Below are 20,958 nucleotides of genomic sequence, written 5' to 3' on the forward strand. Positions count from 1 at the left end.
CCAGCAACCGATTTGCCCGGCGGTTACCGGGAGGTGGATGTGTCCGGCAGGTTTTGGAACTGCCGGCGGATGAGGAGGAAGTTCCATGGTTGGCGGCGACAAGAACCAAGCCAATGCCGGAAACGGCGCGGAAGAACAGCCGACGTCGGAGACCACCTCCATCAGCATCACGCCAACGTGGGACGAGCCAAGCATCGCTCCCAAGCTGGCGCCGGAGGAGCGGGCCTCTGTAGACGCCCTGCCGCCCAACTCCGCGCTGTTGATTGCCCATAGCGGACCGAATGCGGGCGCGCGCTTCCTGCTCGACGCCGACACCACCACGGTGGGCCGGCACCCGGATGCCGATATCTTCCTGGACGACGTCACGGTGTCGCGCAAGCATGTTGAGTTCCACCGGAGTGCAGCAGGCTTCGAGCTCGTTGACATGGGCAGCCTGAACGGTACTTACGTCAACCATGACCGCGTGGACCGTGTGCAGCTCAAGACGGGCAGCGAGGTCCAGATCGGCAAGTTCCGGCTGACCTACTACCTGAGCCCCAGCCGCCCCGCGGGCCACGTCTGACCCCGGGATACCTGCCTGTGGCAATGGCCCAGCCGGAACGTCGCGGACCCCAGGTCCTGAACATCGGGGAAGTCCTGGCGCAGCTGAGCGACGACTTCCCGGGAATGACCGCGTCCAAGATCCGTTTCCTCGAGGAGAAGGGGCTGATCAACCCCAAGCGGACTCCTGCCGGATACAGGCAGTATGCGGACAGCGATGTTGAGCGTCTTCGTTTTGTCCTCGCCCTGCAGCGCGATCAATACCTGCCCTTGAAAGTCATCAAGGATTACCTTGACGCGATCGATCGAGGGGAACGCCCGGACAACCTGCCCCCCGGTGTGACGGTCTCGCCCAGGGTGGTCACTGCTGAAATGGCCGCGGACATCCAGGGACGTGCCCGTACCCTGACCGAAGAGCAGCTCCGCACGGAGTCCGGTGCCAGCGCCGGCCTGCTTGAGTCGCTCCTGAGTTTCGGTTTGATCAGCCACGAAGACGGTAAATTTGACGAGCATGCCCTCCAGGTTGCTCGTGCCTGCGTCCAACTCGAAGTGCACGGTTTGGAACCTCGCCACTTGAGGCCGTTCCAGGCAGCTGCGGATCGCGAGTTCGGTTTGGTGGAGCGTGCCGTTGCTCCGCTCACTTCCCGCAGGGACGCCGCCTCGCAGGCGAGGGCGGCCGAGGCAGCCCGTGAAATCAGCGATCTTTGCCTGACGTTGCACAGGGCGCTTGTTCACCACCGCATCTCAAGGATGGACTCCTGATGATCGAAGTTGAAATCGTGGGTGTTCGGATCGAATTGCCCTCCAATCAGCCGTTGGTCCTCCTGCGCGAACTCAAGGGTGAGCGCCACGTTCCCATCTGGATCGGCACCCCCGAAGCCAGCGCGATCGCCCTCGCCCAGCAAGGTGTGGTTCCGCCCCGGCCCATGACCCACGATCTCCTGATCGACGTCGTTGAATCGCTCGGTCATTCCATCATCAGCGTCAATATTGTGGCGGTGGAGGACAACATCTTCTACGGACAGCTGCAGTTCGACGACGGCACGGTGGTCAGCTCACGCGCGTCGGACGCCCTGGCCTTGGCCTTGCGCGCCAAGTGCCGCATCTGGTGCGCCGATGCCGTGATGGAGGAGGCCGGGGTCCGTATCACCGAACATGATGAGGGCGAGGACTCCGAGCCGGATCCCAGCGTCGATGAGGAACGGGAGCTGCGCCGCTTCCGGGAGTTTCTTGACGACGTTGAGCCCGAGGATTTCGAAGGTTAACTGACCCTCAACCTAAAGTTGAGGGTGAAACTTTCGACACGACCACTTTTGGAGCCCAACGTCTTTGACCTCGGGCCCTCGCGGGCCTAACGTCGAAGTATCAAGTTCCCGTTGCATACGCTCGCGACGCAAGTCACACTGGAAGGTGCGGACTTGTGGGAATTACACGGCTGAATTTCGGCGTTCGTGTTAAGTGTGCGCACCATCCCCAGGGGAACTGACAACAAGGAGGTCACGTGAGTCCGAAAGGCGAAGCAGGCGAGTTGAAGCAGGCCCCGTCCGGCATTGCTGCGCCCGCAGCCGGCGCCCAAGGTCTGCTCTTCACCGAGGACCTTCCCGTGCTGGACGAGGACGCCGGCTACCGCGGCCCCACAGCATGCAAAGCCGCCGGCATCACCTACCGCCAGCTCGACTACTGGGCGCGGACCGGGTTGGTAGAGCCGGCAGTCCGCGGAGCTGCGGGTTCAGGCTCCCAGCGGCTCTACGGTTTCCGCGACATCCTTGTGCTCAAGGTCGTCAAACGCCTTCTGGACACCGGCGTTTCCCTCCAGCAGATCCGTACTGCCGTTGAACACCTCCGCGAGCGGGGCGTTGAGGACCTTGCGCAGATCACACTGATGAGCGACGGCGCGAGCGTCTACGAATGTACGTCGGCGGATGAAGTGATTGACCTCGTCCAGGGCGGCCAGGGCGTCTTTGGCATCGCCGTTGGACGCGTATGGCGTGAAGTTGAAGGAAGTTTGGCCGCTCTGCCGAGTGAGCATGCAGCGGAGCAGTCCTTTCCCGACGACGAATTGAGCAAGCGGCGCGTTGCGCGTCGGATTGGATAACTCCGATTTCAGAAGAAAGCCGCCCGTCCGACGTTTGTCGGGGGCGGCTTTCTTCTGTCTTCTGCCTCTTTACTGGCGTTGCCGACGGTCCCTGAAACTCGTCTGGTTCTTCAGGAGGCTCTCCAGCAGGGCGTCGAAGAGCTTCGCGGCGTTCTTGGCGGAGTCGCCCGGCCAGTGATGGACGGAATGTGCAGCGCCTTGAATCTGCTGCCAGTTGGCCTGTTCCGGAATGTGCGGGGTCAGCAGCAGATCACCGAACATTGACTCCATCTCGGCAAGCCGGAACGTGTGCTCGGTGGAGCCCGTCCGCACACGGTTGGCGACGATGCCCGCCGGTGCGAGGTTCGGGGCAAACTCCTGCCGGAACAGTTGGATGGCACGCATGGTGCGCTCGGTTCCCGCAACGGAAAAGAGCCCCGGCTCGGCAACGAGTACTACGCGGTCGCTGGCACTCCAGGCCATGCGGGTCAGCCCGTTGAGGGACGGCGGGCAGTCAACCAGCACCAAGTCGTAGCTGGATGTCCCGGCGAGAACTCCGGAGAGCCTCCGGAGATCGCGTCGGCCGAGGTCGGGGCGATCATAGATTCCGGTCAACGCTGAACCTACCGCAACGTCCAAGGTGCCGTCAGTGGAACCGTTGGCAATCCAGCTGCTGGGGGAGACGTTCTCTGCCAGCTTTGCCTTGCGGGGGCTCTTGAGCATTCGGCCAACGTCGAGCTTTCCGTTGGGTTGGACGCCGAGGGCTGTGGTGGCATCAGCGTGGGGGTCAAGGTCCACTACCAGTGTGGAGATCCCTGCCGCGAGGGCCGCAGAAGCGAGGCCGGTGGTCACAGAGGTCTTTCCCACGCCGCCCTTGAGGCTGCTGATGCTGACTACTTGCACTTGTTACCCAAAACCTAACGCCGGTTGCCGTATCGCGCTGTTTTCAACTCCGGGATAATCGGAGCCGGGGCTTGCCGAAGCCCCTTCAACATCATATGTTGCGTGCTCCCGGAATCCCGATTTCTACGCGCCACGGGGCGCATCGGGAAGCTGCGATATATCACGCAGCGGACGCGCGCGTACGTATATACAGTGCAGATGACGAATCCTTTGTGATGGTTGCCACAAAGATTTGTGTTTGATGCTGGCGGCACTACACACTGTGACCACCGACCGATCCACCGCAATGATGCAGGAGAAGCATGTTTTCGAAAATTCTGGTGGCCAATCGCGGCGAGATCGCGATCAGGGCTTTTCGCGCTGGTTATGAACTGGGCGCCAAGACCGTGGCTGTCTTTCCGTACGAGGATCGCAACTCGATCCATCGGCAGAAAGCGGACGAAGCGTACCTGATTGGCGAGGTGGGCCATCCCGTCCGCGCCTACCTCGACGTAGACGAAGTCATCCGCGTCGCCAAAGAAGCCGGCGCTGATGCTATTTACCCGGGCTACGGGTTCCTGTCCGAGAATCCGGACCTCGCCCGCGCCGCAAAGGCTGCCGGCATCACGTTCGTGGGCCCCCCGGCTGAAGTGCTGGAACTTGCCGGAAACAAGGTTGCCGCCTTGGAAGCCGCCCGCAAAGCAGGTGTTCCCGTCCTCAAGTCCAGCAAGCCGTCCAAGGACCTGGATGAGCTGATTGCCGCAGCGGACGAGATCGGTTTCCCCATTTTCGCCAAGGCGGTGGCCGGTGGCGGTGGTCGCGGCATGCGCCGTGTGGAAACCCGCGAAGCGCTCCCGGAAGCATTGCAGTCCGCGATGCGCGAAGCCGACGCCGCGTTCGGTGATCCCACGATGTTCCTTGAGCAGGCCGTGCTGCGCCCCCGCCACATCGAGGTCCAAATCCTGGCCGACGCCGAGGGCAACGTCATGCACCTCTTCGAGCGTGACTGTTCGCTTCAGCGCCGCCACCAGAAGGTGGTGGAAATCGCCCCGGCGCCGAACCTGGACGACAACATCCGCCAGGCCCTGTACCGCGACGCCGTCGCGTTCGCGAAAGCCTTGAACTACGTCAACGCCGGAACGGTCGAGTTCCTGGTTGACACCGAAGGTGCCCGCGCAGGCCAGCACGTCTTCATCGAAATGAACCCCCGCATCCAGGTGGAGCACACCGTCACCGAGGAAATCACCGACGTGGACCTGGTGCAGTCGCAGATGCGTATTGCCTCGGGGGAGACGCTGGCCGATCTCGGACTGAGCCAGGACACCGTGTCCATCAAGGGTGCTGCGCTCCAGTGCCGTATCACCACCGAGGACCCTGCCAACGGTTTCCGCCCGGACGTCGGAAAGATCACGGGCTACCGCTCAGCCGGCGGTGCCGGCGTTCGGCTCGACGGCGGGACGGTTTACTCGGGCGCGGAAATCAGCCCGCACTTCGACTCGATGCTGGTGAAGCTGACCTGCCGCGGACGCGATTATCCCACTGCCGTTGCCCGTGCCCGCCGTGGCCTGGCCGAGTTCCGCATCCGTGGCGTATCCACCAACATTCCGTTCCTCCAGGCAGTGCTGGCAGATCCGGACTTCAACGCCGGGAACGTTGCTACTGACTTCATCGACAAGCGCCCTGAATTGCTGAAGTCGCACATCCCTTCGGACCGCGGCACCAAGCTGCTCACCTGGCTTGCCGATGTCACGGTCAACAAGCCCAACGGCGACCTGAAAGTCCAGTCGGACCCCGCCAGCAAGCTGCCGGTCATCGATGGTCCTGTGCCGACGTCGGGCTCCCGCCAGCGGCTGCTTGAACTAGGTCCGGAGGGCTTCGCGAAGGCGCTGCGCGAGCAGGAAGCCCTGGCGGTTACGGACACCACGTTCCGTGATGCACACCAGTCGCTGTTGGCCACCCGAGTCCGTACCCGCGACCTCGTGGCCGCCGGGCCGGCGGTGACGGCATTGCTGCCCGAGCTTCTGTCCGTGGAGGCCTGGGGCGGTGCAACGTACGACGTCGCGCTCCGCTTCCTTGGTGAGGACCCCTGGGACCGCTTGGCTGCTTTGCGGCAGGCGCTGCCCAACACGTGTATCCAGATGTTGCTCCGTGGACGCAACACGGTGGGCTACACGCCGTACCCCGAGGAGGTCACGGAGGCATTCGTCAACGAAGCCGCCGCGACCGGCATCGACATCTTCCGGATCTTCGATGCCCTGAACGACGTGAACCAGATGGCTCCGGCCATCCGCGCAGTCCGGGCAACAGGAACGGCAGTGGCCGAAGTGGCACTTTGCTACACCGGCAACCTCCTGGATCCGGAAGAGGACCTGTACACCCTGGACTACTACCTGGACCTGGCCCAGAAGATCGTCGACGCCGGCGCCCACATCCTGGCCATCAAGGACATGGCGGGACTCCTGCGTCCGGCCGCCGCCGCCAAGCTGGTTTCGGCCCTGCGCGAGCGCTTCGACCTCCCGGTCCACCTGCACACGCACGACACCGCAGGCGGACAGCTCGCCACCCTGCTCGCCGCCGTCGAGGCCGGAGTTGACGCGGTGGACGTCGCCGCGGCGTCCCTGGCCGGCACCACCAGCCAGCCGGCTGCGTCGGCGTTGGTTGCCGCTTTGGCCAACACCCCTCGGGATACGGGCCTCAGCCTGGAAAACGTCGGCGCCCTGGAGCCCTACTGGGAAGCAGTGCGCCGCGTCTACGCACCGTTCGAGTCGGGCCTTCCGGGTCCCACAGGCCGGGTCTACAAGCACGAGATCCCGGGCGGCCAGCTGTCCAACCTTCGGCAGCAGGCCATTGCCCTGGGGCTCGGTGAACAGTTCGAAGCCATTGAGGACATGTACACCGCCGCCGACCGGATCCTCGGGCGCCTGGTCAAGGTGACCCCGTCATCGAAGGTCGTCGGTGACCTCGCCCTCCACTTGGTGGGCCTGAACGCCGATCCTGCGGACTTCAACGAGAACCCGCAGAACTACGACATCCCGGATTCCGTGATCGGTTTCCTGTCCGGCGAGCTTGGAGATCCTCCCGGAGGCTGGCCTGAGCCGTTCCGCACCAAGGCCCTCCAGGGCAGGAGCGTCAAGGTACGCGATGTAGAGATCAGCGCCGAAGACAGTGCCGCCCTCAAGGCCGACTCGAAGACGCGCCAGCAGACGCTGAACCGCCTGCTTTTCGCCGGGCCCACCAAGGACTACCTCAAGAGCCTTGAAACCTATGGCAATGTCTCCGTCCTTGACACCCGCGACTACCTGTATGGCCTGCAGCGCGGCCAGGAGCACGTCATCGAGTTGGAAAAGGGTGTCCGCCTGATCGCCCAGCTCGAAGCCGTCTCCGACCCGGACGAGAAGGGCATGCGGACGGTGATGTGCACACTCAACGGCCAATCGCGTCCCGTGGTTGTCCGCGACCGTTCCGTCGTCAGCAACGTCAAGGCTGCAGAGAAGGCCGACCCCGCCCAGCCGGGCCAGGTTGCCGCACCGTTCGCGGGGGCCGTCACGGTCACGGTGAAGGAGGGCGACGAGGTCAAGGCCGGCGATACGGTGGCCACGATCGAGGCAATGAAGATGGAAGCGTCCATCACGACGCCGGTGGCCGGCAAGGTCTCTCGCCTGGCCATCTCCTCGGTCGAGCAGGTCCAGGGCGGGGACTTGCTCCTCGTAGTGGGCTAGCCCGATCGGACCCGGAAAACCAGGGAGCGCAAAAGAGCCCCGCCGGAACTGTTCAGAACAGTTCCGGCGGGGCTCCCGTGTATGTGCCGCCTTTTAGGGTTTGCGTATTTCTTGCTCAGCCTGCGCGGGGAGCGGAGTACATCTCTTCAATCACGGCGTCGAAATCCTTCATGACCTGGGCCCTCTTGACCTTGAGGGAAGGGGTGAGGTGGCCGGACGCTTCAGTGAAGTCGGAGGCGACGATCCGGAAAGCCTTGATGGCCTCGGCCTGGGACACGGACTGGTTGGCCTTGCTGATGAGCTCCTGAACGGCAGCTTTCACCACGGCGTGGTTGGCGGCTTCGGCCAGTGACGTCGTCGAGGGCAGGCCGTGGCGCTCCAGCCATCCGGGCAGGGCTTCCTCGTCCAGGGTCACCAGTGCGCCGATGAAGGGGCGGTTGTCGCCGACCACCAGCACCTGGGAGACGAGCGCATCCGCCCGAATCTGGTCTTCGAGCAATGCCGGCACCACGTTCTTGCCGCCGGCAGTGACAATGATTTCCTTTTTGCGGCCGGTGATCTTGAGGAAGCCGTCGCCATCCAACTGTCCGATGTCGCCGGTACGGAACCACCCGTCGTCGAACGTTTCGGCGGTGAGGTCCTCGCGCCCGTGGTAGCCGCGCATCACGCACACTCCCTTGGCGAGAATCTCGCCGTCGTCGGCGATCTTCACCGAGTTGCCCGGCAGGGGAGCGCCCACCGTACCGATCTTGATCCGGGACGGGCGGTTGACGGAGATGGGTGCAGTGGTCTCCGTCAGGCCGTATCCTTCCAGGATCTGCAGGCCGATCCCTTGGAAGAAGTGGCCCAGGCGCACTCCGAGCGGCCCTCCGCCGGAGACGGCATGGGACACCTGGCCGCCCATGGCGGCCCGCAGCTTGCCGTAGACCAGTTTGTCGAACAAGGCATGCTTGAGCTTGAGGCCCAGCCCCACGGATCCGGATTCCCGGGCCTTCGAGTAGGCAATCGCGGTGTCCGCAGCGCGGTGGAAGATGGCGCCCTTGCCGCCGTCTTCGGCTTTGGTCAGTGCGGAGTTGTAGACCTTTTCGAACACCCTGGGAACGGCGAGGATGAACGTTGGCTGGAAGCTTTGCAGGTCGGCCAACAGGTTCTTGATGTCCGGCGTGTGCGCCACTTTGACTCCGCCGGCCACGGCAAGCACGGAGATGAACCGGGCGAACACGTGGGCGAGGGGGAGGAACATGATGGTCTTGGCCGATTCCTTGACCACTTCCGGGATGGCAAGCCTGGCGTTCTCGGACAACTCGACGAAGTTGCCGTGGGTCAGTTCACACCCCTTGGGGCGGCCGGTGGTACCGGACGTGTAGATGATCGTGGCCAGGTCATTGAGGCCGGCTGCCGAACGGCGGGCTTCCAGTTGCTCGTCGGAGACCCCCGAACCGGCAGCACGCAGGACGTCGAGTCCTGCTCCGTCCAATTGCCAGACGTGTGCCACGGAACTGATGTCTTCCGCAGCTACGGCCTGGCGGATGACGTTCTCATGGTGGGCGCTTTCACCGAAGGCCGCCACGGCCGCGGAGTCGCCAAGATTCCATGCCACCTGCGAAGGAGACGATGTTTCGTAGATCGGCACCGAAACGGCTCCGGCAAACCAGATCGCGAAATCCACCAGCGACCACTCGTAGCGGGTGCGGGACATGATGCCAACGCGGTCTCCGGGTCCCACGCCGCTGGCGATGAGACCTTTGGCGAGGACCTTCACGTCGGCCAGGAACTCCGTTGCGCGGATGTCCTGCCACTGACCTGCACCGTCCAGCTTGGCGAAAAGCGCTGGATTGGACGCCTTTGCGGCCTCCCGGATAACAAGGTCCGTGATGTTGGTTTCAGGGGAAACATTAATAAGGGGAGGAACACTAAATTCGCGCACGGTAGCTCCTTTGATATCCACGGGCCGCGAGGGGCACTTTTCACTCTAGTATGCCGACTCGAGGAAGTGTGTCCGATTTCACCTACTGGCGAGTAACTTTACGGATTCGCTGCCGTTTTGGGCAACTTCACGCCATAAAGGGCCTTCCGGCGCCCTCGGAGCGTTTCTCGCGGAGGCACGCGGAATAGGATGATGGGATGCCCCAACACCGGTCCAGTTCGCGCCCCGGGCTCCGGCCCTCCTTCGGATCCCGCAAAGATGTTCCCTGGGCACCCCGGCGGAACCATCTTGGCCGCAGGGGACTTGCCATCGGCATCGACATCGGCGGAACAAAAGTGGCAGCGGGCGTCGTGGACGCCGACGGCCGCGTCCTGGCCGAAGCCCGCCGGTCAACTCCGGGAGCGGACCCGCGCGCGGTGGAGCGAACCATCGTGGAACTCGTTGATGAGTTGAGCGCCGGGCATCGCATCTCTTCTGTCGGAATCGGGGCAGCCGGTTGGATGGACCTCGACGGCGGCACGGTGCTGTTCAGTCCCCATCTGGCCTGGCGCAACGAGCCACTGAGGGACAGCCTGCAGAACCTGCTGCGGCGCCCGGTGCTGCTGACGAACGACGCCGATGCCGCCGCCTGGGCGGAGTGGCGCTTCGGTGCGGGGCAGGGGGAGAGCCGGCTGGTCTGCATCACCCTGGGTACCGGAATCGGGGGCGCCATGGTGATGGACGGCCGCGTAGAGCGCGGCCGCTATGGCGTCGCCGGCGAATTCGGCCACCAGATCATTTTCCCCGGCGGACACCGCTGTGAATGCGGCAACCGTGGCTGCTGGGAACAGTACGCCTCAGGCAATGCCCTGGGACGCGAGGCACGACAACTGGTGAAGACGAATTCCCCGGAAGGCCGCGCCCTCCTGGAGAAAGCCGGTGGTGACGCGGACAGCATCACCGGGGCAACCATCACGGCGCTGGCGCTGGCCGGCGATGCCACGTCCAGGGAACTCATCGCAGATCAGGGCGAGTGGCTGGGGCTGGGTTTGGCCAACCTCGCTGCCGCGCTGGATCCCGGCATGTTCGTCATCGGCGGCGGGTTGTGCGACGCCGGCGACCTCCTCGCCGATCCAGCCAGGGCGGCTTTTGCCAAAAACCTGACGGGCAGGGGCTTCAGGCCCATGGCCCGGATCGAGCTCGCGGCGCTTGGTCCGCGGGCGGGAATGATCGGCGCAGCGGATCTCTCCCGCGTCAGCGGACGGGCCTACAGCTAACGCCCCGGCCACGACGGTCAAGTCCGGTGGCCAACTCCGGTGGTCAACGCAGCGCCGCGCAGGCACTTGCATGCGGGCGCCGAGGCACCTAGATGCGGGCGCCGTCGTCGTACTCGTCTTTTTCATGCGGCAGCCGCATGATCAGGTACACCACCGAGGCGACGAACGCCGCAACAATCCCCAGGACGGCCGCCAGCGGGGCGGACCGCCAGAACATCGCAGTGAACAGGAGTGCGATGGGACCGCCCACCGCACCGAGCCAGGCCAGCATGGTCAATGGTTCGGTTCCGGCAAGGCTGGGCGGTTCTTCCGGGACGAAATCGCCGTCATCAGCGTCGTCGACCTCGTAATCCCGTGGCCCTGCCGGAGACTCTTCCTGGCCGTTACGGCGATCCGGGCGATCCTCGCTGGGGTCTTCTGCCGGTGTCGCAGACGTCGCCAACCCCAGGGGGTCGAATGCGCTGAAGGGCTTCCGCGCCGGCGGTACGATCCCGGGTGCCCCGGCATCCGGCCGCCCGTGCTCCTCCGCGGAATCCCCGGAGGAGGACGACGTAGACTCCAGCCGCGCCACCAAGTCCAGCCAAACGGCGTCGTCGTCCTTATTGGCGCTCTGGTCGGCAGGGTCCGGATCAGGCCTGGTCATTGGCTTTGTCCCTATCCAGCGAGCGGTCCCCGGACGCGAGGTCGCCAAGCCGTTTGTTCATGAAGTCCACCGTGCCGGCAAAGATGGCCGGGGCGTCGTTGTCCAGCGTGGCCACGTGGTAGCTGTTGTCGAGGTAGCTGATTTCAACGGGAGCCTGGACCCGCGACTGCAGGAACTGCAGGCTGGCATTCGAGACGACCTTGTCCACCGTGGACCGGAACACCCTGACAGGAGCCGTTATGCGGGGGAGGATTCCCGCAGTGTCTTTGTACATCTTCTTCAACTGGTGGGCCGCGGCTACGGGGGTCCGGGCGTAGGCGCCCTCGTCCTGGTCCGGCTTGAGGATATCGTTGGCAATCGCCGGAGTGCTTTTGACCACGTACTTCAGGGCCGCAACGACTGCGGCCCGCGGGTCATCGAGCACCATTCCCGGATTGACCACGATGGTCCCTGCCACGGGCCGGGTGGCAGCTATGCGCAAGGCCAGCGTGCCGCCCATAGACAAGCCGGCGGCGAAGACGTAATCGCATTCGGACGCCATTTCCAGGTAAGCATCGTCCACCGCCCTGTGCCATTCCCGCCACGACCGCGTGGCCATGTCCTGCCATGTGGTTCCGTGGCCGGGCAGCAACGGAAGGTTAACCGCAAAACCGGCCGCCGCCAGGTGCTCGGCCCAAGGCCGGACGCTGTGCGGGGAACCCGTGAACCCGTGGGACATGACGACGCCCACCCTTGGGCCGGTACCGGAGAAGGCGCTGCGGAAGGGCGAGAAATCGGGAAGCACTTTCATGATGTCTCCGAGGCTACTCTGTCCTTGGCATGTTGACGCAAAAACCGTGCTGATTCTTCGAAGATGGTCGGTGCATCGACGTCCAGGGTGGCCACATGTCCGCTTCTTGGCAGCGGGACCACCTTCAGCTGTTCCCGATCCATGTGCTTGGTGATGGCTTTGAGGGAGCTTGGCGGAATGACACCGTCCACGGCGGACTTGAAGACCAAAGCCGGCGCCTTGACATGGGGGAGGGCGCGTGTGGCCTGGCCGAAAAGCTTCTTGAGTTCGTGGACGGACGCCAACGGCGTCTTCGAGTAATCGCCGTCCTCAGTGACTGCGGCCGTTGGCGCTTCCTCTTCGATGGGCGTGGTGGTGCGCATGACGTATTTGAGGGCACCTATGTAGCGGACCCTGCGATCGTAGAAGCTAAGGCCGGGGTTGACCAGGACCACGCCCGGCACCGGGTGCCTGGAAGCTGCCCGCAGTGCCACGGCTCCACCCATGGACAGGCCGGCCACGAAGCAAGCATCCGTCTTTGCCTCGAGGTCGAGGTAGCTGGATTCGAACGTCCGGTACCAGTCCTGCCATGTGGTGGTGGCCAGGTCACGCCAGTTTGTTCCATGCCCGGGAAGGAGGGGGACTGAGACGGCGAAACCCTGCCGGGCGAGGTATTCGGCCCAAGGCAGGATGCTGAGGGGGCTGCCGGTGAATCCATGGCAGATGGCTACGCCCGTCGAAGCATTTTCACCGTGCCCCGGGTGATGGAAAGCGAGCGGGGCGCCGGGTTGGTTGCGTTCCGTCATGGCACCATCGTGTCACTGTTCCACGCATTTCTCACTGGAGTAGGGTTGCTGTTGAATCCCGGCCGTGAAGCGGTCGGAAACAGCCAAGCCGGCGGTGGTGAGAGGACGAGCGTGTTCTATTGGGTCATGAAGAGGATCTTCCTGGGTCCCGTCCTGAAACTGTTGTTCAGGCCGTGGGTCAAGGGTTTGGACAATGTCCCCGACACGGGTGCCGCGATCCTCGCCTCCAACCACTTGTCCTTTTCGGACTCCATTTTCCTCCCGTTGATGGTTCACCGTCCCGTGATCTTCCTGGCCAAGTCGGAGTACTTCACGGGCAAGGGAATCAAGGGCCGGCTGACGGCGCTGTTCTTCAGGCTCAGCAACCAGCTGCCCATGGACCGCTCCGGGGGCGCTGCCTCCGAGATGTCCCTGCAAGCCGGAAAGGACGTACTCAACTCCGGGGGCCTGCTGGGCATCTACCCGGAAGGGACCCGCAGTCCCGACGCCCGGTTGTACCGCGGCAAGGTGGGCGTAGCCAGGCTCGCCCTGCAGTCGCGGGTACCCGTCATACCGGTAGCGATGATCGGCACCGAGAAAGTGCAGCCGATCGGCAAGCGACTGCCCAACATCCGCCGGATCGGGATCATCTTCGGGCAGCCCCTGGACTTCAGCCGCTACTACGGCATGGAAGATGACAGGGTCATCCAACGCGCTGTGACAGACCAGATCATGTACGAACTGATGCGGCTTTCCGGCCAGGAATATGTGGACGAGTACGCTGCGGTGGTCAAAGCACGGCTGGCGGGCAAGGGGCCCGAGCCGGTGCACAAGGTTGAAGCCGCAGAGGAGTCGCCGAGTGATATTGCCGAAGACCGCGATGAGCCCGTAGCCGAGCCCGGCGATGACACTGCCGGGGGTTCCGGGAAACTGTGACGCCTCCCGCCGGGTGGGTTACGGCAGCAGTGCCCCAACCCCGGCGAAGGCTACTACTCTTGTAGGGTGACTGAGCTATCCGCGAACCCCGCACCATCAGCAGCAGATCCGCTTGCGAGCACCGCCCAGAGCGGCGCGGCGGACTACCCCGGGCTCGACGCCTGGCGGGACCTGCCCATTTCCCAGCAGCCTTCATGGGCAGACCAGGAAGTCTTCAAGGCCACGGTCAAGGAACTCTCGATCGTGCCGCCGCTGGTTTTTGCCGGCGAGGTGGACGTCCTGCGGGACCGTTTGGCTGCGGCAGCGCAGGGCAAGGCCTTCCTCTTGCAGGGCGGTGACTGCGCGGAGACTTTCGAGGCAGCCACGGCTGACAAGATCAGCGCCCGGGTCAAGACCATCCTGCAGATGGCCGTTGTCCTCACCTACGGTGCCGCCATGCCCGTCATCAAGATGGGCCGCATGGCCGGCCAGTTCGCCAAGCCCAGGTCCTCGAACGACGAGACCCGAAACGGCGTGACCCTCCCGGCTTACCGGGGAGACATCGTCAACGGCTACGACTTCACCCCTGAGTCACGCGCGCACGACGCCGGAAGGATGTTGCAGGCCTACCGCACGTCTGCTTCCACGCTCAACCTCATCCGTGCGTTCACGCAAGGCGGCTTTGCTGACCTTCGCCTGGTGCACCAGTGGAACAAGGGCTTCACCGAGAACCCTGCACACGCACGCTACGAGTCCCTGGCCCGCGACATCGACCGTGCCATCAAATTCATGGATTCCTGCGGGGCTGACTTCGAAGCCCTCAAGCGGGTGGAGTTCTTCGCCAGCCACGAGGCCCTCCTGCTCGACTACGAGCGGGCCCTCACCCGCATCGACTCGCGCACCGGCCTGCCCTACGACACGTCGGCGCATTTCCTTTGGATCGGCGAGCGGACCCGCGAACTCGATCACGCCCACGTGGACTTCCTGTCCCGGGTCCGCAACCCCATTGGCGTCAAGCTTGGCCCCGGCACGTCCGGCGACGACGCCCTGCGGTTGATCGACAAGCTGGACCCGAACCGCGAACCCGGCCGCCTGACATTCATCACCCGCATGGGCGCCAAGAACATCCGCGAGAAGCTGCCCGCCGTCGTCGAACGCGTGACTGCCTCGGGCGCCCAGGTGCTCTGGGTGACTGATCCGATGCACGGCAATACCGTCACCTCGCCCAACGGCTACAAGACCCGTAACTTTGACGACGTCATTGATGAAGTCCGCGGCTTCTTCGAAGTGCACCACTCCCTCGGCACGGTCCCCGGCGGCCTGCACGTCGAGATGACCGGTGACGACGTTGCCGAGTGCCTGGGCGGCGCCGATCCGATCGACCAGGACGCTTTCCTGGACCGTTACGAATCCGTTTGCGATCCGCGTTTGAACCACATGCAGTCGCTGGAGATGGCATTCCTGGTGGCAGGGGCCCTCGCTAAGCGGTAGGTGCGCCGGCAGCAAACCAGCGAAAGGCGCGGTCCGAATCGTCGGGCCGCGCCTTTCGTTTCTCCTCGGCTAGACCACCGTCAGGGTGACCGTTGACCCTTCGGGGACTTCGTTGTTGACCGGGTTTTGGTCGCGCACCGTCCCGAAGAAGCCTCCGAGAATCTTGTTGACGTCAACCTTGAAGCCCAGCTTCTTCAGTTCCCGCTCGGCGTCGCCGGCTTGCTTCCCGATGAAGTTAGGCACCTTCACCATCTTTGGACCCTTGGAAACCGTCAGCGTCACGGTGTCACCCTTGAACAGGTTTCCATTGGCCGGTGCCTGCGAGACGATTGCGCCCTTCGGCACCGTCTTGTCGTTGACCGTCTCAGGCGCGATGACAGCCTTCAGCCCGGCATCCTGAATAGCCTTGACAGCCGCGTCCTGCGGCTGGCCACGGACATCGGGGACCGGGATGGGCTGGGGTCCTTTGGAGACGACCAGCGCCACAGGGGTGCCGTGCCGCACCTCGGTGCCCTTCGCAGGGTCCTGGGAAAGCACGACGCCGGCCGGTACTTTGTCGTCGTAGGCTTCGGTGACGTTGCCCAGTGCCATTTCCGCAGCGTTCAGGGTAGCTTTGGCCTCGTCCAGCGTCCCTCCCGTCAGGCCCGGCAACGCGAAGAGCTGGGCCCCCTTGGAGACAAAGAGCGTGATGGGCTGGAATTTCCGGACCTGGGACCCGGGCGGCGGTTCGGTTCCGACCGCCATGCCCGGCGGGATGTCGTCGTCGAAGACGTCCCGTGGTTCCGACTGGAACCCTGCGGTCCGCAGGAGCTGCTGTGCTTCCGCTACGGTCTTGCTCTTCACTTCGGGCACGGTGCCTGGTGAACCCGGGCCCATTCCGAAGAACCACCCGGCAGACGCGGCCAGAACGGCGAGGATCACCACCACAACCGTCCAGATGACTCCCCGCCTGCGAGGGTTGCCCTCGCGCAGCGGACGGACCGGAGTAGCTGCGGCCCGGGCGCGGTCCTTGACCTCTTGCCGTTGCATCCGTTTTAGCTCGCGCTTACCTGGCTGCGGGGTACTCGTATCCACCCCGGAGACTATCCCGCCCGGCCGGGGCCGGGGCGGGACGGAAGCAGCCATCACGGTGGTGGGATTGCTCTGTTGTGCAATGAACTCGGTCGGGGCGGCGGTGGTGCGGATAGACTCCGTGCGCTGATCCATGGCGTCCCCGCGGCCCGGTACGGCGGGCATCGCGCCGGGTGTGGAGGAGGGCTGGCGGTGGTCGAGCTGTTCGTCGCTCAGCGTGGTTCGAATGTGCCGCAGCTCCGTGAGCAGGGCAGTACCGTCCACCGGCCTGTTCTCGGCATCCACCGCGGTGCACCATTGCACCAGTTCGTCGAGGTCCTGGGCCAGGCCCGGAGCAAGCTGCGAGGGTTTGCCCACGGACGAGTTGACGTGCTGGTAGGCCACTTGGATGGGGGAGTCCCCGGCGTAAGGCTGTTGTCCGGTGAGCATTTCGTAGAGCATGATGCCCGCGGAATAAATGTCACTGCGGGCATCGGCGGCCTGGCCCATCACCAGCTCCGGCGCAAGGTAGGCGACCGTGCCGATCAAAGCCCCTGTACTGGTGGTGGCCGTGACAGCCCGGGACAGCCCAAAGTCGCCCACTTTGATGCGTCCGTCGTCGGCGATCAGCACGTTCTCCGGCTTCACGTCCCTGTGGATGAGGCCGGAGTTGTGCGCCGCAGCAAGCCCTTCGATGACAGGATCCAACAGTGCCAGCGCCAGGCGCGGGGGCAGGGCGCCCTGTTGGTTGAGGACGTCCCTGAGGGTGTGGCCTTGGACGTACTCCATCACCAGATAGGCAATGTGGCCATCCTCCCCTTGGTCCAGGACACCCACGACGTGCGGGTGCGAGAGGCGCGCGGCCGACTTTGCCTCGCGGCTCAACCGTTCCAGGAACACCTGGTCGTTCGCCAGGTGGGGGTGGAGGACCTTGAGGGCGACGTCGCGTTCCAACCGCTGGTCCGTCGCCAAATAGACCGTGGACATTCCGCCGCTGGCCAGGCGTGAGCGTACCTGGTAGCGCCCGTCCACAGTTGTGCCGATCAGGTGGTCCTGCGTAGCTTCTTGCACCCTATGATCCTAATCGAGGCAAGGAAAAGGCCCGAATTCCTGCGGAATCCGGGCCCCGTCCATGATGCATGGCCAGGTCTAGCCAAACGTGCGTTGACGCGCCTTGATCGACTCGACGTAGCGTTTGGTGTCGTCGTACATGCCGTACTTGCTGACGGAGTACTGGCCCTGGTAGTAGCCTGCGATCGCAGTGTCCAGGTCCTTGCTGGTGGCGATGAGTGCACGGATGATGGCCACACCGGCCGTGGCATTGTCGTACGGATCCAGGAGGTTGAGCTTCCGGCCCACCAGGTCGGAAGCCCACTGTCCGGACGACGGAATCACCTGCATGGTGCCGATGGCATTGGCAGGGGAGACGGCGCGCTGGTCGAAGCCGGACTCCTGCTCAGCGAATGCCAGGGCCAGGGACGGGCTGACGCCCATGCGGCGGGCGGTATCGGCAACGATGGTCTTCATCTCGGCCCTGCTGGGAACCGGCGATGCATTCAACAGCGCCTTGTTTTCGTTCGCGGAGCTGACCACGGCCGGCGGGTAGGTGAAGCCAAGGAAGGTGCTTGGGACCAGGGGCTTGGTGTCCCCGGCCGGCTGCAAGGCACCGCTGCCCGGAACCGTCAGCTTCTGCCCGGGGTAGATCACGGTGGTGGCCGTGACGTTGTTCGCGCTCATGAGCGCGGACAGGGAGACTCCCAGGCGTGAGGCAATGGCACTCAGGGTGTCGCCTGCCTTGATCGTGTAGCTGCCGGTGTTGGCGAGGGCCGGCGACGGCGCAGCCGGCGTGGCGGGTGCCGGGGCCGACGGCGCCGGGGCGGTACCGCCCCCGCTGACCTTGATCTTTTGGCCGGGGTAGATGATGGAGCTTCCGCTCAGGTTGTTCCAGCTGAAGATGCTGGACAGGGGGACGCCGTGCTTGGCCGCGATGGCGCTGAGGGTGTCACCGGGAACCACGGTGTAGGTCGCGGCGGCGTTTGTTGCCGGTGCCGGGGCGGCCGGGGCAGGTGCCGGTTGCGCCGGCTTGGGGGCGCTGCCGGTGAGCTTGATGGTCTGCCCGGGGTAAATGATCGTGGTGGCGGTGAGGTTGTTCAGCCGCAGGAGATCGTTCGTATCCAGGTTGAACCGGTACGCGATGGCACTGATGGTGTCGCCTCTGACGATCTTGTAGGTGTCCGGCGTCGAAGGGGCCATCGGTCGCAGCGCCGAAGGCAGCGTGGAGGCGACGGACTGCGCCGGAATGACAGCGGCCTTTTGTGCCGCTTGGGCCTGCATGGCCGCAGCGAGGGTAGCGGGGATCTTGCGCTGTAGCGGAGCCGGCGCTGCGGTGGCCGGCTGGGCCACGGCGAGCGAGGACAGGACCACGGCAGGAAGCGCAGCCGTGGTAGCCGCGATTACCGGCATGCTCATGGTTCGTTTCGTCGGGCGGGGCGTGGTCATGGATGGTGTCCTCGTCTAGGCAGCGGAGATGGTCAGTGTGACCGCTGTTACCAGTGTTGCCAATGTTACTAATGTTGTACGTGATACGAATGTGATCAGTGTGAATCTCTCACACTTATTCCCGTGGCACAAGAAATCCGCTGGATTCCGGAAAACAAAAAGTGAAATGCCCTCCCGCGATCCGGCCGCATGCTTTTCCTGCGGGGCCTTTTACTGTCGGCTAGGCGAGCGGCGGGTTGGCGTGGCAACCTTGTTCCGTGAGTAATGTAGAAAGCCTTGTTTCCGACTGGTTGCCTTTGCCTGATGTTGCCGAACTGCTCGATGTCAGCATCACCAAAGTGCACGGACTGCTTGATGAGCGCGCACTGGTGGCCATCAAACGCGGTGAACGGAAAATTCGTTCCATCCCTGCTTTGTTCATCCAGGACGGGCATGTAGTTGACAGCCTCAAAGGCACTGTGGCCGTCCTGGGGGACGCCGGCTACAACGACGAAGAACTGATTATCTGGCTGTTCACCCCGGACGAATCCCTGGGTGGCCGTCCCATCGACGCGCTGCGGGAAGGCCGGAAGACCGAAATCCGGCGGCGTGCACAGTCCCTGGCGTGGTAGCTGGCCCGTTCAAGGCCACAACTGAAGATGCCCGACGGCGGCAAGCAGCCGCCGTCGTGCATCTTCAGTAAATCGAAACCCGGGAAAGCTTCTTTAAGCAGCTCGGCTGACCGCGGCTTCCGCCAGGCGGCGGAGCGCCGTCAAGGGCAACTCTGCCAAGGGGAGTTGTTCCAGCGCCGCGAAAGCTGTGTTGCTAAGTTCCGCAATGAGGGACTCCGTGGCTTCCAGTGCACCGCATTCGACAACAATGTGACGGATCCGGTCAACTTCAGCCTGGTTCAGGTCGGGTTTTCCAAGCATTTGGTCTACGTAGGCGGCGTCATCCGCCGAAGCCATGTTGATGGCGAAACCAACCAATACAGTGCGCTTGCCCTCGCGGAGGTCATCCCCGGCTGGCTTTCCGGTGGTCTCCGGATCCCCAAAGACCCCCAGAACGTCGTCACGCATTTGGAAGGCCTCACCCAAGGGCAGCGAGAAGTCCGAGTAGCCCGCGAGCAGTTCCTTTGAGGCTCCCGCCAAGGCCCCGCCCAGCGCGAGTGGATGCTCAGTGGAGTATTTTGCCGATTTGTACCTGATGATCGCCTTGGCGCGCTCTACCGAGCCGGACCGGTCCCGGACGGGTCCGGCCACTTCTTCGAGGATGTCCAGGTATTGGCCTGCCATGACCTCGGCGCGCATCAGGTTGAAGATGCGGCGGGCTTCGGTGCCTGCGGCGGCCCGAAGTCCCACGCGCGTGAAGGCCTCTTCACTGAAGGACAGGCAAAGATCGCCGGTGAGTATTGCTGCCGCATGACCGAAGCGTTCAGCGTCCAGGGCCCAGCCGTTGTCCGAATGCAGTTGACTGAAGCGCTTGTGGACGCTGGGGCCGCCCCGCCGGGTGTCGGAGCGGTCAATAATGTCGTCGTGGATCAACGCGGCGGCCTGGAACAGTTCAAGGGCACAGCCGGCTGTGAGGATTTCGTCATCCCCGGCTGCGCCGCCGGCCCCCCGCCAGCCCCAATAACACATCAGGGCGCGCATCCGCTTGCCTCCGGACACGAGGTTGGAGATCGAGTCCAGCAGCGGGGCAACGTCCGGTGAAATGGGGGCCATAAGGTCCTGTTGGGCGGACAAGAAGGAAGTCAGTTCTCCCGAAACGCCTGCGATGAATGCTGACTGCTCTTCGGCTAGTTGTTCCACGGGACTCACTTAACGGAACCGGCCGCCACGTTGGCGCCAATAGTGAAGGTGGAAACGCCTTCCTTCTGCCGCACGGACAGGTTCACGGTTTCACCATCGCCCCTGATGAAGTCGATCGACGTGACGTTGCCCACCGCTTCAGGACCAGGAACCACCTTGAAGCCCTGGGCCTCCAAGGATGCCTTGTAGAACTCCACCACTCCCTCCGGCGGAGCCTTCACGGTGCCCACCAGTGCCACCGTGGCGGGGGAGGCTGCTTTATCGAAGCTGCTGGACCGGACCGAGGTCTTGGGCATGACGGGGATCAACTGCTGGGGGAAACCCTCAACCAGCGCTCCGACCGTAGCGGTTGCGCTCGGCGCCGGTGCCGGGGCCGTGCTGCTTCCGGAGGGCGTTGCAGTTGCAGAGGCACTGCCCGCAGAAGGTGACGCCGAAACGGGAGCGCTGGATGATGCTCCGGAGGAGGGGGCGGCAGAACCGCCGGATGGCTGGGTGCAAGCCGAGGCCGTTATGGCAACGCCAACGGCGAGCAGGGCGAGCCCTCGCGTTCGGGGAGTTCCAGAGAGCTTCACGGGGATGTCCTTCCTTGGGGTGACACCGGGGCTTGGCGTGGGCTGA

Annotated in this window: 18 protein-coding genes; 9 read left to right on the forward strand and 9 right to left on the reverse strand. The window is 64.1% G+C overall.

Translation table 11 applies throughout. The features are described from left to right. The first annotated feature begins 85 nt into the window (after nt 1-85). The 4 genes from AUR_RS17920 (at nt 86) to AUR_RS17935 (ending at nt 2,635) form a co-directional block, all read left to right on the forward strand. The gene (locus AUR_RS17920; protein WP_069695341.1) at nt 86-562 is read left to right on the forward strand and encodes an FHA domain-containing protein; all 477 of its coding nucleotides are present in this window, start codon (nt 86-88) and stop codon (nt 560-562) included. A 23-nt stretch (nt 563-585) separates the two neighbouring features. Next, a complete protein-coding gene (ftsR, locus tag AUR_RS17925) occupies nt 586-1,302 on the forward strand; it encodes a transcriptional regulator FtsR (protein WP_062096087.1) in 717 nt (238 codons plus the stop codon). Further along, complete coding sequence (locus AUR_RS17930) at nt 1,302-1,805, forward strand: bifunctional nuclease family protein (RefSeq protein ID WP_021473393.1); 504 nt, start codon at nt 1,302-1,304, stop codon at nt 1,803-1,805. The genes ftsR and AUR_RS17930 overlap by 1 nt, the downstream gene beginning before the upstream one ends. A 236-nt stretch (nt 1,806-2,041) precedes the next feature. Next, nucleotides 2,042-2,635 carry a MerR family transcriptional regulator gene (locus AUR_RS17935; protein WP_021473392.1) on the forward strand — a complete coding sequence of 198 codons (594 nt, stop codon included), beginning with the start codon at nt 2,042-2,044 and terminating at the stop codon, nt 2,633-2,635. 69 nt (nt 2,636-2,704) lie between these two features. Here the strand turns inward: AUR_RS17935 and AUR_RS17940 are convergent, their stop codons facing one another. Continuing rightward, nucleotides 2,705-3,517 carry a ParA family protein gene (locus AUR_RS17940; RefSeq protein ID WP_062096089.1) on the reverse strand — a complete coding sequence of 271 codons (813 nt, stop codon included), beginning with the start codon at nt 3,515-3,517 and terminating at the stop codon, nt 2,705-2,707. 302 nt (nt 3,518-3,819) lie between these two features. Here AUR_RS17940 and AUR_RS17945 point away from each other — a divergent pair, with 302 nt between their 5' ends. After that, nucleotides 3,820-7,215: a pyruvate carboxylase gene (locus AUR_RS17945; protein ID WP_021473390.1), complete on the forward strand. Its 3,396-nt coding sequence runs from the start codon at nt 3,820-3,822 to the stop codon at nt 7,213-7,215. Nucleotides 7,216-7,330: 115 nt separating this feature from the next. Here AUR_RS17945 and AUR_RS17950 read toward each other — a convergent pair whose 3' ends face one another. Beyond that, nucleotides 7,331-9,142 (reverse strand): AMP-dependent synthetase/ligase, encoded by a 1,812-nt coding sequence (locus tag AUR_RS17950; RefSeq protein WP_128397225.1) that lies wholly within the window; start codon nt 9,140-9,142, stop codon nt 7,331-7,333. Between the two features lie 197 nt (nt 9,143-9,339). Here AUR_RS17950 and AUR_RS17955 point away from each other — a divergent pair, with 197 nt between their 5' ends. After that, a complete protein-coding gene (locus tag AUR_RS17955) occupies nt 9,340-10,398 on the forward strand; it encodes an ROK family protein (protein WP_062096092.1) in 1,059 nt (352 codons plus the stop codon). 88 nt (nt 10,399-10,486) lie between these two features. Here the strand turns inward: AUR_RS17955 and AUR_RS17960 are convergent, their stop codons facing one another. Genes AUR_RS17960 through AUR_RS17970 form a run of 3 tightly spaced genes read right to left on the reverse strand, consistent with a single transcriptional unit; the run spans nt 10,487 to nt 12,616 of the window. Further along, entirely contained in the window at nt 10,487-11,041 is a 555-nt protein-coding gene (locus AUR_RS17960) for a hypothetical protein (protein ID WP_062096094.1), read from the reverse strand. Beyond that, nucleotides 11,028-11,831, reverse strand: coding sequence for an alpha/beta hydrolase (locus AUR_RS17965; RefSeq protein ID WP_021473386.1), 804 nt, complete (start codon nt 11,829-11,831; stop codon nt 11,028-11,030). The genes AUR_RS17960 and AUR_RS17965 overlap by 14 nt, the downstream gene beginning before the upstream one ends. Further along, on the reverse strand, nt 11,828-12,616 hold the full coding sequence (locus tag AUR_RS17970; protein WP_021473385.1) for an alpha/beta hydrolase: 789 nt from the start codon (nt 12,614-12,616) through the stop codon (nt 11,828-11,830). The genes AUR_RS17965 and AUR_RS17970 overlap by 4 nt, the downstream gene beginning before the upstream one ends. A 111-nt stretch (nt 12,617-12,727) precedes the next feature. Here AUR_RS17970 and AUR_RS17975 point away from each other — a divergent pair, with 111 nt between their 5' ends. Beyond that, on the forward strand, nt 12,728-13,531 hold the full coding sequence (locus AUR_RS17975; RefSeq protein ID WP_031216821.1) for a lysophospholipid acyltransferase family protein: 804 nt from the start codon (nt 12,728-12,730) through the stop codon (nt 13,529-13,531). Nucleotides 13,532-13,597: 66 nt separating this feature from the next. Next, on the forward strand, nt 13,598-15,001 hold the full coding sequence (locus AUR_RS17980; RefSeq protein ID WP_021473383.1) for a class II 3-deoxy-7-phosphoheptulonate synthase: 1,404 nt from the start codon (nt 13,598-13,600) through the stop codon (nt 14,999-15,001). A 69-nt stretch (nt 15,002-15,070) separates the two neighbouring features. Here AUR_RS17980 and pknB read toward each other — a convergent pair whose 3' ends face one another. Beyond that, nucleotides 15,071-17,122, reverse strand: coding sequence for a Stk1 family PASTA domain-containing Ser/Thr kinase (gene pknB / locus AUR_RS17985; protein WP_062096095.1), 2,052 nt, complete (start codon nt 17,120-17,122; stop codon nt 15,071-15,073). Between the two features lie 78 nt (nt 17,123-17,200). Next, nucleotides 17,201-18,550, reverse strand: coding sequence for a lytic transglycosylase domain-containing protein (locus AUR_RS17990; RefSeq protein ID WP_062096097.1), 1,350 nt, complete (start codon nt 18,548-18,550; stop codon nt 17,201-17,203). 257 nt (nt 18,551-18,807) lie between these two features. On the opposite strand from AUR_RS17990, the gene AUR_RS17995 reads away from it, so the two are divergent. Next, nucleotides 18,808-19,161, forward strand: a complete 354-nt coding sequence (locus tag AUR_RS17995; RefSeq protein WP_062096100.1) for an Rv2175c family DNA-binding protein — start codon at nt 18,808-18,810, stop codon at nt 19,159-19,161. Between the two features lie 93 nt (nt 19,162-19,254). On the opposite strand, the gene AUR_RS18000 is transcribed toward AUR_RS17995, so the two are convergent. Then, nucleotides 19,255-20,349 (reverse strand): polyprenyl synthetase family protein, encoded by a 1,095-nt coding sequence (locus tag AUR_RS18000; RefSeq protein WP_062096102.1) that lies wholly within the window; start codon nt 20,347-20,349, stop codon nt 19,255-19,257. Next, a complete protein-coding gene (locus tag AUR_RS18005) occupies nt 20,346-20,912 on the reverse strand; it encodes a hypothetical protein (RefSeq protein WP_062096104.1) in 567 nt (188 codons plus the stop codon). The genes AUR_RS18000 and AUR_RS18005 overlap by 4 nt, the downstream gene beginning before the upstream one ends. Nucleotides 20,913-20,958 lie beyond the last annotated feature (46 nt).

Source organism: Paenarthrobacter ureafaciens, assembly GCF_004028095.1.
Lineage (GTDB): Bacteria > Actinomycetota > Actinomycetes > Actinomycetales > Micrococcaceae > Arthrobacter > Arthrobacter ureafaciens.